Here is a 15,968-nt window from a genome sequence, read left to right on the forward strand (position 1 = left end):
ATCCAACAGGAGACAAACACCATGCAAGCAGATGAACTGGACTTTCAGGGCCGTGTGGCCATCGTGACCGGCGCCGGGGGCGGCCTGGGCCGCCAGCATGCGCTGGCATTGGCACGACGCGGTGCCAAGGTGCTGGTCAACGATCTGGGCGGTGCGCTGGACGGCAGCGGTGGTTCGGTCGGCGCGGCCCAGGCCGTGGTCAATGAAATCGTTGCCGCCGGAGGCGAAGCACTGGCCAATGGCGCTTCGGTGACCGATTTCGATGCCGTGCAGGCCATGGTGCAGCAGGCCGTGGACGCCTGGGGGCGGGTGGACATCCTGGTCAACAACGCCGGCATCCTGCGCGACAAGAGCTTTGCCAAGATGGACATGAGCGATTTCCGCCTGGTGATCGAAGTCCATCTGATGGGGGCCGCCAACTGCTGCAAGGCCGTGTGGGCCCAGATGCAGGCACAGAACTACGGCCGCATCGTGATGACGACCTCGTCCTCGGGGCTGTATGGCAACTTTGGCCAGAGCAACTATGGTGCGGCCAAACTGGCCCAGGTGGGGCTGATGCAGACCCTGGCCATCGAAGGTGCCAAGTACGGCATCCACGTCAATGCGCTGGCACCCACGGCAGCCACGCGCATGACCCAAGGCCTGCTGGGGGAAGAGGCGCTGCAGGCGCTGACGCCCGAATCGGTGGTGCCGGCCATGCTGGTGCTGGCGCACGCGTCGGCGCCCACGCGCACCATTCTGTGCGCAGGTGCGGGGTCGTTCGAGGCGGCCCACATCACCTTGACCCAGGGCGTGCACCTGGGCCAGGGCGAGACCGTGCCCGAGCAACTGGCCGAGGCCTTGCCCCAGGTGCTGGACCGCACGCAGGAGCAGGTGCCGCAAAGCGGCCAGGCGCAAAGCCGCCTGGAGGTGGGCAAGGCCTTGCAGGCCAGGGCGCTGGCCTAAGCACAAGCCGGGTGGGGCTGTGGCGGCGGCCCGGGCCGGCACAGTCCGGGTGTGGTTAAAACCGGGGGGCATACGCCACTGGTTACATTTGCCTATCATCGGCGGCCCATGGCCCGGCATGCTAAGTTCGGGCCCCAGCAGTACTGTGCACCGACACCAGCCAGCATGAACCATACCGCAGCCTTCTCTTCGCTTCCTGATGCCCAACGCCTGGCGGGAATCCGCCGTGGCATTGAGAAAGAAGGCTTGCGTGCGCTGTCGAACGGGGGGCTGGCACTGACGCCGCACCCCGCCGCGCTGGGTTCGGCACTGACCCACCCCCACATCACCACGGACTTCAGCGAATCGCAGCTGGAGCTGATCACCGGCGCCCGTCTGGGCGTGGAAGAATGTGTGCAGGAGCTGCAGCGCGTGCACCAGTTTGTGCACCGCACGCTGGATGCCCAGTGTGACGGCGAGCTGATGTGGGCCTCCAGCATGCCCTGCGGGCTGCCCATCGATGAAACCATTCCGCTGGGGCGCTATGGCAGCTCGCATGTCGGGCGCTCCAAAAGCGTCTACCGCATGGGCCTGGGCCACCGCTATGGTCGCCGCATGCAGACCATCTCAGGCATCCACTACAACTGGTCGTTGCCGGGGGTGTCCAGTGAAGAATACTTTGCGCTGATCCGCAATTTCCGCCGCCACGCGTTTGTGCTGCTGTACCTCTACGGTGCATCGCCGGTGCTGTCCCCGTGCTTTGTCGAAGGTCGTTCGCACCAGCTGCAGCCCATGGGCACCGAGGGCAAGGCGTTCTACCTGCCCTATGCCACTTCGTTGCGCATGGGGCGCCTGGGCTACCAGAGCGATGCCCAGTCCAGCATCAGCGTCAGCTACAACGGCCTGGAAGGCTATGCCAATTCGCTGTACGACGCACTGACCCGGCCTTACCCCGCCTACCAGCTGGTGGGCGTGCGCAACCCGGGCGGCGACTACAACCAGCTGGGCACCAGCTTGCTGCAGATCGAGAACGAGTTCTACGGCACCATCCGTCCCAAGCGCACCGTGAAGAGCGGACAGCGTCCGCTGCATGCGCTGCGCGAGCGCGGTGTGGAGTATGTGGAAGTGCGCTTGATGGACATCGATCCCTACGAGGATGTGGGCATCCACGCCAGCACCATGCGGATGCTGGACGTGTTCCTGCTGCACTGCCTGCTCAGCGACAGCCCGCCGGATTCGCCCCAGGAGATTGCGGACCTCAAGCACAACCAGCACCTGACGGCCGAGCGCGGCCGCGAGCCCGGTCTGCGCCTGGTGTGTGCCGGCCGGGAGGTGGAGATGACCGCCTGGGCCGACGAGGTGCTGCAGGCCTGCCGGCCCATTGCCCAGGCGCTGGACCAGGTGCACGGCACGCAGGATTACACCGAGGCCCTGAAGCTGGCACTGGCCCGTGTGCAGGACAGCAGCCTCACGCCGTCGGCCCGCGTGCTGGCCGATATGGCCCAGCACTACGGCAACAACTTCAACGCCTTTGGCCTGGCCCGCTCCCAATGGGCGCGCGACCAGTTGCTGCACCGCCCCTGGAGTGCGGCGGATGAGGCGCAGTTTGCCGCCTGGGCGGCCGAATCGGTGCAGGCCCAGCAGGCCATCGAGGCCGCCAGCGTGGGCAGTTTCGAGGACTGGCGCCAGAACTACATGGCGCCCCAGCAACTGGGCTGAGTCCGGCGTGGCTGCCGCCTGTGCCCAGGACGGGCATGGGTTGCCTGAGCCGGGCGCATTAATCTGCGATGACAGCATCGCGGGCATGTGACATGCGTTTGTAACACGCTGTCACTACATTGCCGGACAGAAGCTGCCCCGGTGGGTGGCACAGGGTGACACCCGCCAGCCATGTCCACTGCCACATTGCGTTTGCATCCGCCCCGCCGCTCCGCGTGGGCGCACCTCCAGAACCTGTCGGTCGCCCGCAAGATCGGCATGGTGTTCCTGGGACTGCTGCTGTCCAGCGCTCTGGTCGCCGTGGCCCTGCTGTGGCAATTGCAGCGCGTGAACCAGGAAGTGGCCCAGGCTACGGCCCACAGCGAGCAGCGCATGCTCTGGGCCGTGCGCTGGCAGGCCCTGACCAACCAGGCACTGGAAGTGGCGCTGGCCGGGGTGCAGTCCGCCGAAGAAGCGCTGATCGCCAGTGCCAACGACAAGGCCCGCACCTTGTGGAAGGCCGCCGAGCAGGCGCGCGAAGCCATGGCCCAGCGGATCAGCGATGGCGACGACCGCGCCCTGATGGACGAAGCCCAGGCCGGCCAGGCCCAGTTGCTCAAGCACTATGAAGCGGCGTTCAAGGCGCGCGACCTGGGGCAGGCCTGGGAAGTGCAGAAGCTGGTGGACCAGGCCTTGCTGCCGGCCGCCAAGGCGCAGGTCGCGGTGTTCGAGCGCCTGATCGCCCTGCAGGAAACCCACCGAAGCGAGGTGCTGGAAGCTGGCGCCCGCCAGCGCCAGGCAGCGCTGTGGTGGGCCGTGGCCATCTACGGAAGCCTGCTGGTGCTGGGCGTGCTGGTCTCGGGGGCGCTGGTGCGCTCGCTGACCCGCCCGCTGCACGAGGCGGTGGCGGTGGCCCGCACCATCGCACAGGGGGACTTGCGTGTGCGCGTGGACAGCCAGCGCACCGACGAAGTGGGGGTGCTGCTGCAGGACCTGGGCCGCATGGCACGCCAGTTGCAGACGGTGGTGGCACAGGTGCACGATGGTGTGGAGGCGGTGACCGAGGCTTCGGGCCAGATTGCCGCCGGCAATGGGGAGCTGGCCGAGCGCACGGCCCAGACGGCCGACCACCTGCACCGCAGTGTGGAGCGCATCGAGGAAGTCACGCTGACCCTGATGCAGACTGCGGAAACCGCCTTGCAGGCCGATCGCCTGGCAGCCGCTGCTGCCGCTTCGGCCCGCCAGGGGGGAGATGCGGTGCGCGATGTGGTGGACAGCATGCAGGGCATTGCCGAGCGCAGCCGCGAGATTGCGGCCATCACCGGTGTGATCGATGGCATTGCTTTCCAGACCAATATCCTGGCGCTCAATGCCGCGGTGGAAGCGGCACGCGCCGGCAGCCAGGGCCGGGGGTTTGCGGTGGTAGCCACCGAGGTACGCGCGCTGGCCCAGCGCAGCGCCGAAGCGGCCAAGCAGATCAAGGCGCTGATCGGCGATTCGCTGCGCCAGGTGGATGGCGGCGTGCTGCTGGCACGCCAGGCCGGCGGCCGCATGCAGGGCATTGTGGGCGATGTGGCCCAGGTCGGGCAGCTGATTGCCGAGATGGCTCAGGCCTCCACCGCCCAGCGCGACGGCATTGCCCATATCCACAGCGCGGTGCTGGAGCTCGATGGCATGACGCGCCAGAACGCGGCCATGGTGCAGGCTTGCAGCCAGGCCACCGATACCATGCAGCAGGAAGTGGGACAGCTGGTGCGCGAAGTGGGGGTGTTCCGCCTGGAGCCGCGGGCCTTGCCCCGGGCTACCGTGGCTGCTGCGCAGCAGCCGGTGCTGCTGGCGTCCTGAGCACGCAGTAGGCGGGAGCACCGCCCAGGTGCGGTGTCTGGGGCGGTATCCGGGGGGAAGCCAGGGGCAGGCGCTACAGAGGCGGCGCCGGACGCACTCCGGCAGGGCCTATGGCCCGAAGGCCGACTCCGTCAGCCGCGCCGCTGGCGCAGGCGGTGCAGACCTTCCTTGCCGATGAAGGCCAGGCCCAGTGCCAGGGCGAACCAGCCCACCACCCGGGCCTGGGCAAACATATCGCGCAGCGGCGTGGCGCCCATGAAATGGGGTGCGATCAACAGCACCAGTCCGATCAGGGCCAGGATCACCCCTTTGACCAGGGTGTCATTGGCAGTGGGTTTGCGGGAGGGAGAGAAGAAGGCCATGGCGCAGTAGATGACGGGAGAACAGGGTTGCGATTATCCTTGCGCCCCCGAAGACACCTGACATTCCCGTAGAAAGACACTCCATGGCCATCCAGTGGTTTCCCGGTCACATGAACCTGACGCGCAAGCTGATTGCCGAGCGCATCAAAGAAATCGATGTGGTGATCGAAGTGCTGGATGCGCGTTTGCCAGGCTCCAGCTTCAACCCGCTGCTGCAGGAGCTGACGGGCCACAAGCCCCGCGTCAAGCTGCTCAACAAGCAGGATGTGGCCGATCCGGTGCAGACCCAGGCCTGGCTGGAGTGGTACAACGCTCAGCCCGAGACCCGCGCCATCCCCATGGATGCGGAGGAAGCCGCGCCCGCCCGCCGCCTGGCGCAGGCCTGCCGTGAACTGGCGCCCAACCGGGGTGGTCTGGCCAAGCCGCTGCGCGTGCTGATCTGCGGTGTGCCCAATGTGGGCAAGTCCACGCTGATCAATTCCATGAGCAACAAGCGCCAGGCCAAGGCCGCCGACGAAGCCGGTGTGACCAAGGACGAGCAGCGCATTGTGCTGGACGATGACTTCTATCTGTGGGATACGCCCGGCATGCTGTGGCCGCGCATCATCGTTGAGCAAAGCGGCTTCAATCTGGCGGCTGCCGGTTCGGTGGGGCGCAATGCCTACGACGAAGAGCTGGTGGCGCTGGAGCTGCTGCTGTACCTGCAAAAGCACTATGCGCAGAACCTGGAAGACCGCTACAAGCTGGGCTGGGGGGTGCAGAAGATTGCGGCCGCCCATGACGATGAGCTGCTGGAAGCCATAGCCCGCAAGCGCGGCGCCGTGATGAGCGGTGGGCGCGTGAACACGCAGAAAGCGGCCGAGCTGGTGATCACCGACTTCCGCACCCACATCCTGGGCCGCATCACGCTGGAAACCCCGACCGAGTTCGCGCAATGGGTGGCAGCGGGCGAGGCCGCCGAGCAGCAGCGCCAGGCCCTGGCCGAAGCCAAGAAAAAGCAGCGCAAGGCGGCACGGCGCTGACACGGCGCCGGGGGCATTGCCGGCATGGACAATGCCCCCGAAGCTTGTCACCATGAGTGAGTGCTGACGCTATCATGCGCCAACCATCACCTTCATGACGGGCTTTCATGCAAGCGCTGCAGCGTTCGCTTTCTCCGCAGGATGAGACCTTCAGTCGCAGTCTGGTGCGATTGGGGGGCATCTTTGTGGCGCTGCAATCGGTGGTGCTGGCGGTGGCCTACTGGCTGGAAGGTGCGCCCGACTGGCCGTGGCGCCTGCTGGCCAATGCCATCGCCTGCTCCATCGGCATGGCCGCCTGGGCGTTGGAGCGCAAGGGGCGCTGGATTGGTGCCACCTATGTGCTGGTCTGGGGTCTGTGGGGGGTGATCGTGCTGGCGGCCCTGGCCACAGGGGGGGCACGCAGCCACAACCAGCTGGGTCTTCCCATCATCTTGCTGTTCTGTGGCTGGGTGCTGGGACAGCAGCCAGCGCTGTGGCTGCTGGCGGCTTCGCTGGGCGCGATCATGGCGTTCCAGCTGGCGCAGTTGTGGGGCGTGATGGGGGGACTGGTCATGACCTGGACCTCCGTGATCTACACCTGCGGCATGCTGGTGCTGACGGTGGTCGCCACCTTGCTGGCACGTCAGCATTTCATGAGCCGGGCGGCCATTGCGGAAGCGGCGCAGGAGCAGCTGCGTGCCAGCGAGCACGAGCTGCGCAAGCTGTCCCTGGCGGTGGAGCAATGCCCGGCCAGCATTGTGATCACGGATATGCAAACGCATGTGGTGTACGCCAACCAGGCGTTCCTGCAGCGTTCCGGCTATGCGTTGCCGGAGGTGCTGGGGCGCCCCACGCGTGAAGTGTCCATCACGGGCATGGATGACGCACAGCGCCAGGAGGTGCAGGAGCTGCTGGCCAAGGGGCAGACGTGGCAGGGGGATTTGCGCAACCGCCGCAAGGATGGCCGGCTGGTGGTGGAGGATGTACGTGTGGCGCCATTGCACGATGAGTTCGGTGTGCCGACCCATTATGTGGAACTCAAACAGGACATCACCGACCGCATCAAGGCCGAGGCCACCATCCACCAGCTGTCGCACTACGACCGCATCACCGGTCTGCCCAACCGCTTTGCCTTTCTCAAGCGGCTGATGGAGCTCAAGGAGCAGAGCAAGGGCCTTCGCTGCGAGATCAGCCCTTGCCCGCGCCACGGTCTGCTGGTGCTGGACGTGGACCGTTTCACCAACTTCAACGATGTGCATGGATCGGTGCAGGGGGACCAGTTGCTGCGCGCCGTGGCCGTCTGTCTCAGCGGGCTCGTGCCCTCGAGCGGGCTGCTGGTGCGCAATTCGGGCGATGAGTTCGCCATCGTGCTGGAGAATCTGGCCGTCGATGTCAACAATGCGGAACTGCTGACCAAGGCTTTCGCGCAGCGGCTGTTGGAGGCGCTGTCAGCCGACCCCCTTTGGCTGGATGGCGTGCACGATGGCGTGCGTGTGACCTGCTGCATCGGCATGTGCGTCTTTCCGGAGCTGGCCAACGATTCCGAGATTGAAGCCCTGCGCCGTGCCAATACCGCGCTGCATGAGGCCAAGAGCCGTGGGCCGGGGCATGCGGTGATCTTCCAGGAGGTGATGGCCGAGAACGCCAGCCGCCGTTACCGCATCGAAAAAGGCCTGCGCCGTGCCGTCGGCGAGGGCGAGCTGCGCCTGTTCCTGCAAGGCCAGTACAACGCGGAAGGGGTGGCGATGGGGGTCGAGGCGCTGGTGCGCTGGGAGAACCCGGAGCGGGGCCTGCTGAGCCCGGGGGCTTTCATCCCCGTGGCCGAAGAGTCCGACCTGATCGTGTTGCTGGGGGACTGGATGCTGGAGCAGACCTGCCGCCTGCTGGTGCGGCCGGAACTGGTCGAGCGGCGGCTGCAACTGTCGGTGAATGTCAGTGCCCGGCAGTTTCTGCAGACCGATTTCGTGGCCAAGCTGCAGGCGCTGCTGGCGTTCACGGAGGCCGATCCTTCCCGGCTGACGCTGGAGGTGACGGAAGGTCTGGTGCTGGGAGATTTTGATGAGGCTGCGCACCGGATGCTGCAGCTGCGCGAAATGGGCATCCAGTTTGCGCTGGATGATTTTGGCACCGGCTATTCGTCCATGGCCTATCTGAAGCGCCTGCCGATCCAGGAACTCAAGATCGACCAGAGCTTTGTGCGGGACATGAACAAGAGCCAGCAGACCGAAGCGCTGGTGGAGGCCATTTTGTGGGTGGCCCACCGCTTTGGCCTGCGGGTGGTGGCCGAAGGGGTGGAGACCCCGGCCCAGGCCGCGCTGCTGCATGCCTGGGAGCCGAAGATCCTGTGCCAGGGCTTTCTGTACGACCAGCCCATCCCCTGGCAGGCCTGGGTGGCGCGCTATGTGCAGCAGCTGCAGCCGCCGGTCACCGATACGGGCACGGAGGCCTGATCGCCAGGGGCCTGCGGAAACGCAGGGTCTGCCGCAGTCGCACAGGCGGAGGGTTGCAGGCAATTGGGAGTGGCACCGCCGCCCTGCAGCGGCGGCGCTGGCGTTGGCCTACTGGGCCTGGATACCGGCTTCGCTGATCACCTTGGCATTGGCCACATAGTCCTGGCGCACCAGGGTGGCAAAGGCCTGCTGGCTCATAGGGTAGGCCATGTTGTCCAGCTTGCGCAGGCGTTCCTGCATCTCGGCAGATTGCAGCAGGCGGTTCACTTCAGCGTGGAAGCGCTGCTGAATGTCTGCCGGGGTGCTGGCCGGGGCATAGAAGCCAAAAGTGGAGGTCAGGTTGGCGGCGGTGAAGCCCAGCTCGCCCAAGGTGGGTATCTGTGCCAGCGCCGGCATGCGGCGCGGACCCGTCACGGCCAGCACGCGCAGCTTGCCTTCGGCAATCAGGGCATTGATGGGGGCATAGGGATTGGCCAGCAGCAGGTCGAACTGGGCGCCGGCGGCATCGGTGATCAGTTGGGAGCCGCCCTTGTAGGGCACATGCACCAGGTTGGCGCCGGATTTGCGGCGCAGCTGCTCCACCATGATATGGGCCAGCGTGCCGTAGCCGGATGTGGCCACACTCACGCCCTTGGGGTGGTGTTTGGCGGCGTCCAGCACGGCCGCAAAGTCATTGCCCTTGAAGGCCGTGGTGGCCAGCACATAGACCGGGGCGTACATGACCGAGGCCACGGGCGCGATGTCGCGCAGCGGGTCATAGCCCACTTTCATGATGTGCGGGTTCAGCGTCAGCGGGCTGATGGCGCCGAAGGCAAAGGTATAGCCATCGCCGGCGCTGCGGGCCATTTCGGCGATGCCGATGGTGCCGCCCGCGCCGCCGCGGTTTTCAACAACGAAGGACTGGCCCAGCGTGGCCGCCATGCGCTCGCCGAACTGGCGGGCGATCACGTCGTTCACACCGCCGGCCGGGTAGGGCACGATCACGCGCACCGGGTGGCGGGGCCAGCCGGACTGCGCAGCCCAGGCCGGCAGCCCGCTGCCGACGGCCATGCCGCCCAGGGCGGCTGCCAGCAGCTTGCGCCGCGAGGGGCCGGCCCGTTCAGTCGCGGGGCTGGGTGAACCAGCGGCGAGCGAGTCGGTCCCAGAAACGGGCGCCGAGTTCGATGTTGTCGTCGTTGAAGTCATAGCCTGGATTGTGCAGCCCCACGCCGGGCTGGCCACCCTTGCCGTTGCCGATCCAACCATAGGCACCAGGGATTTCTTCCAGCATGAAGCCGAAATCCTCGGCCGTCATGGCGGGAGCGATGTCGGGGAAGGCGTTGGCGTTGCCCACCATCTCCTGCATCACCTCGCCCATGAAGCGGGCTTCGCGCTCGCTGTTGGTGGTGTTGGGGTAGCCGGGCTTGTGGATATAAGTGGCTTCACACAGATGGGCTTCGGCCACATGCTGGGAGATGCGCTTGAGGCCCTCGGTCATGTAGTCCTGCGTCTCTTTGCTCAGCGTACGCACCGTGCCGTAGATGCAGCATTCATCCGGGATGATGTTCTCGACCGTACCGCCGTCGATCTTGCCGATGGTCAGCACTGCGCTGTCGATGGGGTCCACGCCGCGCGACACCAGGGTCTGCAGCTGGCCGACGATGGTGCAGGCGACAGGGATCGGGTCCAGCGTCTTGTGCGGCATGGCGGCGTGGCCGCCCTTGCCCTTGACGCGGATCTCGAAACGCATGGTGGACGCCATGATGGGGCCCACGCGCACGGCCATCTGACCCTGGGGGAGTGATGGCCAGTTGTGCAGTGCAAACACGGCATCGCAGGGGAAGAGGGTGAACAGGCCATCGTCCATCATGGCCTTGGCGCCCGCGCCACCTTCTTCGCCGGGCTGGAAGATCAGGTGCACGGTACCGTCAAAGTCGGGGTTCTGTGCCAGCAGCGTGGCGGCGCCCAGCAGCATGGTGGTGTGGCCGTCGTGGCCGCAGGCGTGCATCTTGCCGGGGATACAGCTGGCATAGGGTGCGCCGGTGGCTTCGGCCACGGGCAGGGCATCCATGTCGGCACGGATGCCCACCTGGCGGCCGGGGTTCTCTTTGCTGCGGCCCTTGCCGTAGATGCTGGTCACCACGCCGGTCTGGCCCAGGCCGCGGTGCACGGTCAGACCCAGGGCGCCCAGGTAGGCAGCCACTTTGTCAGCCGTGCGGTGTTCTTCGTATTTCAGTTCCGGGTTGGCGTGCAGGTCACGTCGGAAGCTGACCAGTTGGCCCAGGTAGGGGGTGATGTCGGATGCGGTTGTCATCTTGCTATCGGTACCGGCGCGCGGCAGGCGCCCGGCACGGGGGGAAGAGGTGTAGTCCACATTATCGTCAAAAGGAATATATGGGCATAGGGGAAACCGCATTCCAGGGGTGCAGGTAGTGCTGCTGGGAATGCATATGAAAAATGAGTGTAAATAGCTATTTGATTGGGTATGTAGCTCCTGAATTGGTAGTGTTTTGGCGATGAAATGAATAAGTTCAGTCGCAAGTTGCATATCTGGAGCCGGGTGCTGGGGCGCAGTAGAGGGATGTTTTTAATTCTGAATTGGAATATTTTGTGGCGGGGTAAACGGTGGCGCCATGGCGCAGTCCTGCCGCAGTCACGCCACGGCGTGCATCCCTCATGGGGAGGTGCTGGCTTGGCTGCCGCGCACGCGCTGTTCCGGTAGTCCCGTGCCTGCCGTGGTGCGGTGGCGATCCGCGGTGGGCAGGCACTGGCTGACGTTGGCACCGCCAGCCTGCCATGGCGAGCGGAGCTGTGGAGGTAGACGGCATGCCCATGACCGGCCGACGGCATGCTTTAAACGACTGCCTGCGGGAGTTCAGTCCGGCGGGTACTGCATCGCTGCCTAGCGTGTGCGGGCATGGGGGCTGGAGCCAGGCTGTCCCAGTGCTGCCAGGGGTGGTGTAACGGCGCAACGCACGGGCGCGGGCAGAGCGGCGACAATCGGTGGCAATGAGCCGAACCATCCTCCCCCTGCAATTGCTGGTGGGGCCGTCGCACGACGACCCGCGCCCCCTGATCCTCTACCACGGCCGCCGCTGCCCGGACGGCTTTGGCGCCTCGCTGGCCGCCTGGCTGTACTACGGCGATAGCGCCGAGTACCGGGGCCTGGACCATGGCGAGATCCAGACCGCCGATGACCTGGGCGATCTGGATGGCCGCGCGGTCTACGTGCTGGACTTTGCCTTCGAGCCGGAGCTGCTGGCTGCCATCGAAGCGCGTGTGTCCAAGCTGGTGGTGCTGGACCACCACAAGAGCGCGGCCGAGAAGCTGACGGGCTACCAGTGCCGCTGCGGTGTGGTGCACTTCGACATGAACAAGTCCGGTGCGCGCCTGGCCTGGGAGTTCTTTCACCCCGACAAGCAGGTGCCCGGCCTGATCCGCTATGTGGAAGACCGCGATATCTGGAAGTGGGAGTTTCCGGAAAGCCCGGCCTTTCTGGCTGCGCTGGAAATGGAGCCGCGCTCCATTGCACGCTGGGCCGAGATTGCGGCCTTCACCCCCGAAGAGGAAGTCGTCTTCATGGCCCGCGGCGGCGCCATGGACGAGAAATACCAGAAGCTCTGTGCCGATATTGCCGACAGTGCCCAGCCCCTGGTCTTCAACGGCCAGCAGGGCCTGATGGTCAACTGCAACGGCATGTTCCACAGCCAAGTGGGAGATCTGCTGTCCCGCCAAAGCGGCAGCTTTGCCTTCATGTGGCATGCCAGCACCAAGGGCGTGAAAGTGGGCCTGCGTTCGCGCTCCGAGTTCAACTGCATTCCCCTGGCCGAAGCCATGGGTGGCGGTGGCCATGCACAGGCTTGCGGCTTCAAGATGGGCAACGAGCGTCTGGTGGAACTGCTGTCCGGGACCTTCCAAAGCGATGCCGAAGCCGACTACCCCTTTGTCAAGGCACCGCTGATGGAGTTTGACGAGGACGGCAAGTGGATCCGTCCGCCCAAGGCGGATTGAGCGCACTGTCTGCCGCACCGTACCTTGCCCGCCAAGGTGCACCGCTCCAACGCCGCTTTTGCGGCGTTTTTTAATGGGGCTGCCGCATCCCGTGCCCGTGTGCGGGTTGCCAGTGGGCGGTGCTGCCGTTCGCCATCTGTGGATGGGGCCTTGCCCGGGAGAGGTCCGTGGCGTGCACGCAGACCCTTTCGCACTGCATCCAGGTGGGCACCGGGTAAACCACAGGCGGTTTTTCCAACAAATGAATATAGATTCACTCCATTCGTGAATCCATGTTCATTTCTTGATGGTCTACCGCCAAACCCCTGCCGTCGAAGCCCGCTTGCACGACAACCGCAGCCGCATCCTGGCGGCCGCCCGCGCCCTGGTCAGTGAAGGCGGCTGGGCCGAGGCACAGGTGGCCAGCGTGGCCGCCACGGCGGGTCTGGCCACCGGTACGGTGTACCGCTATTTCGCCTCCAAGGCCGAGCTGTTTGCCGAGGTGCTGTCTGCGGTCTCGCAGCGCGAGGTGGATGTGCTCGAAGGCATTGCGGCCACCGGCGACGATGCCCACAGCAGGCTGCATGCCGCCGTGGCGGTGTTTGTGCGCCGTGCCATGCGCAACCCGCGCCTGGCCTATGCACTGATTGCCGAGCCCTGCGACAAGGCTATCGACGAAGTGCGGCTGCAGTACCGCGCCGCCATCAGCGCCGTCATCAGCGGGCTGATCGCCCAGGGCCAGGCCAGTGGCCAGATGCGTGCCGACATGCTGGCGGACACGGCGGCCTGCTTCATTGTGGGCGGTTTCATGGAAGGGCTGATCGGTCCGCTCTCGCCATTGAAGCAGCCCCTGCATTCCCATCCCGACCCCCTGGCCTGCCTGCGCGATGTGGAGGCGCTGGCCGAACAGATGGCCCACCTGGCCTGTGCCAGTGTGGGCAGTCCCACGGTCCCCCGCGCCTAGCCGTCGGCCGTCTGGATGCGGTGGCCGGGATGTTGTGTTGTCTCCCTTCTCAAACCCAGGAGTGCCCATGCTGACCCGAACCCATCTGTCTCTCTCCAGCGGCTTTGCCCCCACGCACGAGGTGCGCAACCAGGCCCAGCCGGCCAGCGGCTTCAACGCCTTCACCGGGGACGCCGTGCTCAGCGCCGCCATTGCGCGCGATGCCCCCTGGGCTGCTGCACGCTGCGCCGCGCTGGGTGCGGTCGCGGGGGATGAGGCCGTGCAGGAGCTGGCCCGCCTGGCCAACCGCCACCTGCCCGAGCTGCAGACCCACGACCGGTTTGGCAACCGGGTGGACTGGGTGGAATTCCATCCCGCCTGGCACCAGCTGATGGCACTGGCCTGGCAGCACGAGGTGCCCAACCTCAGCTGGCGCACCAATGAATCCAACGGCCACCTGGCGCGTGCTGTGCTGTCCTATCTGTGGAACCAAGTGGAGCAGGGCACTGCCTGCCCCACAGGCATGGCCTATGCCTGTCTGCCGGGTTTTGAGGCCGAGCCGGCCCTGGCCATCTGGGCCGCAAAGGCGCGTGGCACCACCTATGAATTCAGCCGCCGCGAAGTGGCCGACAAGCCCAGCGTGGTGATTGGCTATGCCATGACCGAAAAGCAGGGCGGATCGGACCTGCGGGAGACGCAGACCACGGCCACCTTTGCGGGCACGCACGACTACCATGGCGCCACCGCGCACTGGTACCAGCTGACGGGGCACAAATGGTTTTGCTCGGTGCCGCAGGCGGATGGCTTCTTCACCCTGGCCAAGGTGGATGGGGGCGTCACCTGCTTCTTTCTGCCGCGCACCCTACCGGACGGCAGCCATAACCGATTTGCCGTGCAGCGCCTCAAGGACAAGGCGGGCAACCGCTCCAATGCCTCCAGCGAGGTCGAATACCAGGGTACGCTGGCCATCCGCGTGGGAGAAGAGGGACATGGCATCCGCGAAATCCTCTCGCACGCCCACCTGACGCGGCTGGACTTTGCCGTGGGCTCGGCCGGCCTGATGCGCCAGAGCCTGACGCTGGCGCTGCGCCACACCGGCACGCGCAACGCCTTCGGCAGCCGCATTGCCGAGCGGCCGATGATGGTGCAGGTGCTGGCCGATATGGCGGTGGAGGTGGAGGCGGCCACGCTGATGGCCCTGCGCGTGGCACGCGCCACCGATGGGATGCAGACCAGCGAACACGAGCGCCTGCTGGCCCGGGTGGCAACGCCGGCCGCCAAATTCTTCAACTGCTCACGCGCGCCATCGATCGCCTATGAAGCGTTGCAATGCCACGGCGGCAATGGGTTCATCGAAGAAAACCCCATGGCCCGCCTGTACCGTGAGGCGCCGTTGAACAGCGTCTGGGAAGGCACGGCCAACATGATGTGCATGGACGTGCGCCGTGCGCTGCAGCGCGATGCCGGCTGTGTGGATGCGCTGTTCGCCGAGCTGGTCCCCCTGGCCGGCCAGCACGCACGGTTTGATGCGCTGGTGGCCCAGACCCACCGGCTGGTGCGCGACGGTCTGGAAGACGAGTACCTGGCCCGCCCCATGACCGAGGCCATTGCCCGTGTGCTGCAGGGCGCCGAATTGCTGCGCCACAGCCCGGCCGAGGTCGGTGACGCCTTTCTGGCGACGCGCAGCGGCGCCATCGGCAGTGGCTGGGGGGTGCACTACGGGACCTGGCAGAACGCGGGCAGCCAGCCGGCGGCCCGGCGCATTGTGCAGCGCGCAGCCGTGCAATAGGCCGCGCTACCGGCTGCACCAGAGCCAGAGACCGGCACGGCGAAGCAGCCCCCGGCAGCGTTGCCTCGGGGTCGGCAGTGTGCGCCACCCGGAGCGTGTTGCTTTCGGAAGAGACCGGTCTACAGCGCCATGCCGCAGCTGGGAGGCAGCGGGTTCGGTCCGCTCTGCCAGCCCGGCAAGGCCATCAGGCGCTGCCACTGCTGCACCTCGGGCACATGGCCCAGCTGGCGCCAGTCGGCGCAAAAGCGCATGCGCTCGCCGGTCGCGGGGTGGGGCAGCTCCAGTGCGTGACCGTGCAGCCACAGGCGCTGCAGACCGATGCGCTCGGCCCACCAGCGGTTCAGCGGGCCTTTGCCGTGCGTGGCATCGCCCAGGATGGGGTGGGCCGTGTGTTTCAGGTGGCGGCGGATCTGGTGGCGGCGGCCGGTGCGGGGGAAGGCTTCCACCAGCGAAAAACGGGTGCTGGGGTGGCGCGGGTCATAGGACTCAGGCCAGTCCAGCCGCGCCAGGCCGCGCAGCAGGGTCTGCGCCGGCTGGGCAGGAGCGTCGGGTGGGGCATCGTCGGGGTGCAGCGCATGGTCCACATTGATGTGGCCCGGGACCCAGCCGCGTGCCAGTGCCAGATAGTGCTTGTGGGCGCGGTGTTCGGCAAACGCCGCCGTCAGCTTCTGCGTGGCTTCCTTGTGCAGGCTAAACACCAGCACGCCGCAGGTGCCCTGGTCCAGCCGGTGCACGGGCCAGACATGGCGGCCAATCTGGTCGCGCAGGTGCTGCAGCACAAAGCGTGTCTCATGGCGCGCCAGCGCGGTGCGGTGCACCAGCCAGCCGGCGGGCTTGTAGACCACCACCATGTCGTCATCCTGATGGAGGATGTGCAGCAGTTCGGGACCGGCCGCTGCATGCGGTGGCTGGTCATTCAGCGGCAGGTCGGTGGGCAACAGGGGCAGGACATCGGGCACAGGCATGGGGGCAGAACGCGAACGGGCA

The 15,968-nt window shown here is 66.3% G+C and carries 12 protein-coding genes; 8 read left to right on the plus strand and 4 right to left on the minus strand.

The features are described 5' to 3' along the window. Positions 1-21 precede the first annotated feature (21 nt). The 3 genes from KW830_RS20770 (at position 22) to KW830_RS20780 (ending at position 4,467) form a co-directional block, all read left to right on the plus strand. Positions 22-945 carry an SDR family NAD(P)-dependent oxidoreductase gene (locus KW830_RS20770; RefSeq protein ID WP_218334278.1) on the plus strand — a complete coding sequence of 308 codons (924 nt, stop codon included), beginning with the start codon at positions 22-24 and terminating at the stop codon, positions 943-945. A 165-nt stretch (positions 946-1,110) separates the two neighbouring features. After that, positions 1,111-2,643 carry a glutamate--cysteine ligase gene (gshA, locus tag KW830_RS20775; protein ID WP_218334279.1) on the plus strand — a complete coding sequence of 511 codons (1,533 nt, stop codon included), beginning with the start codon at positions 1,111-1,113 and terminating at the stop codon, positions 2,641-2,643. Positions 2,644-2,814: 171 nt separating this feature from the next. Continuing rightward, positions 2,815-4,467: a methyl-accepting chemotaxis protein gene (locus tag KW830_RS20780; protein ID WP_218334280.1), complete on the plus strand. Its 1,653-nt coding sequence runs from the start codon at positions 2,815-2,817 to the stop codon at positions 4,465-4,467. Positions 4,468-4,598: 131 nt separating this feature from the next. On the opposite strand, the gene KW830_RS20785 is transcribed toward KW830_RS20780, so the two are convergent. Further along, entirely contained in the window at positions 4,599-4,829 is a 231-nt protein-coding gene (locus KW830_RS20785) for a hypothetical protein (RefSeq protein WP_066539002.1), read from the minus strand. Positions 4,830-4,912: 83 nt separating this feature from the next. On the opposite strand from KW830_RS20785, the gene ylqF reads away from it, so the two are divergent. Further along, positions 4,913-5,851: a ribosome biogenesis GTPase YlqF gene (gene ylqF, locus KW830_RS20790; protein WP_218334281.1), complete on the plus strand. Its 939-nt coding sequence runs from the start codon at positions 4,913-4,915 to the stop codon at positions 5,849-5,851. Between the two features lie 107 nt (positions 5,852-5,958). Further along, positions 5,959-8,280 carry a bifunctional diguanylate cyclase/phosphodiesterase gene (locus tag KW830_RS20795; protein WP_218334282.1) on the plus strand — a complete coding sequence of 774 codons (2,322 nt, stop codon included), beginning with the start codon at positions 5,959-5,961 and terminating at the stop codon, positions 8,278-8,280. A gap of 108 nt (positions 8,281-8,388) precedes the next feature. Here KW830_RS20795 and KW830_RS20800 read toward each other — a convergent pair whose 3' ends face one another. Then, on the minus strand, positions 8,389-9,330 hold the full coding sequence (locus KW830_RS20800; protein WP_218334283.1) for a tripartite tricarboxylate transporter substrate binding protein: 942 nt from the start codon (positions 9,328-9,330) through the stop codon (positions 8,389-8,391). Between the two features lie 49 nt (positions 9,331-9,379). Next, positions 9,380-10,573 (minus strand): M20 aminoacylase family protein, encoded by a 1,194-nt coding sequence (locus KW830_RS20805; protein WP_066539484.1) that lies wholly within the window; start codon positions 10,571-10,573, stop codon positions 9,380-9,382. Between the two features lie 695 nt (positions 10,574-11,268). On the opposite strand from KW830_RS20805, the gene KW830_RS20810 reads away from it, so the two are divergent. From KW830_RS20810 to KW830_RS20820, 3 genes are all read left to right on the plus strand, one after another. Next, positions 11,269-12,270: a DHH family phosphoesterase gene (locus KW830_RS20810; RefSeq protein ID WP_218334284.1), complete on the plus strand. Its 1,002-nt coding sequence runs from the start codon at positions 11,269-11,271 to the stop codon at positions 12,268-12,270. A 286-nt stretch (positions 12,271-12,556) separates the two neighbouring features. Beyond that, complete coding sequence (locus tag KW830_RS20815) at positions 12,557-13,213, plus strand: TetR/AcrR family transcriptional regulator (RefSeq protein ID WP_218334285.1); 657 nt, start codon at positions 12,557-12,559, stop codon at positions 13,211-13,213. A gap of 67 nt (positions 13,214-13,280) precedes the next feature. After that, complete coding sequence (locus KW830_RS20820) at positions 13,281-14,981, plus strand: acyl-CoA dehydrogenase family protein (RefSeq protein WP_218334286.1); 1,701 nt, start codon at positions 13,281-13,283, stop codon at positions 14,979-14,981. A gap of 119 nt (positions 14,982-15,100) precedes the next feature. On the opposite strand, the gene KW830_RS20825 is transcribed toward KW830_RS20820, so the two are convergent. Continuing rightward, the gene (locus KW830_RS20825; RefSeq protein WP_218334287.1) at positions 15,101-15,946 is read right to left on the minus strand and encodes a pseudouridine synthase; all 846 of its coding nucleotides are present in this window, start codon (positions 15,944-15,946) and stop codon (positions 15,101-15,103) included. Positions 15,947-15,968 lie beyond the last annotated feature (22 nt).

This window comes from Comamonas sp. CMM03, assembly GCF_019218715.1.
Taxonomy (GTDB): Bacteria; Pseudomonadota; Gammaproteobacteria; order Burkholderiales; family Burkholderiaceae_C; genus Comamonas; species Comamonas terrigena.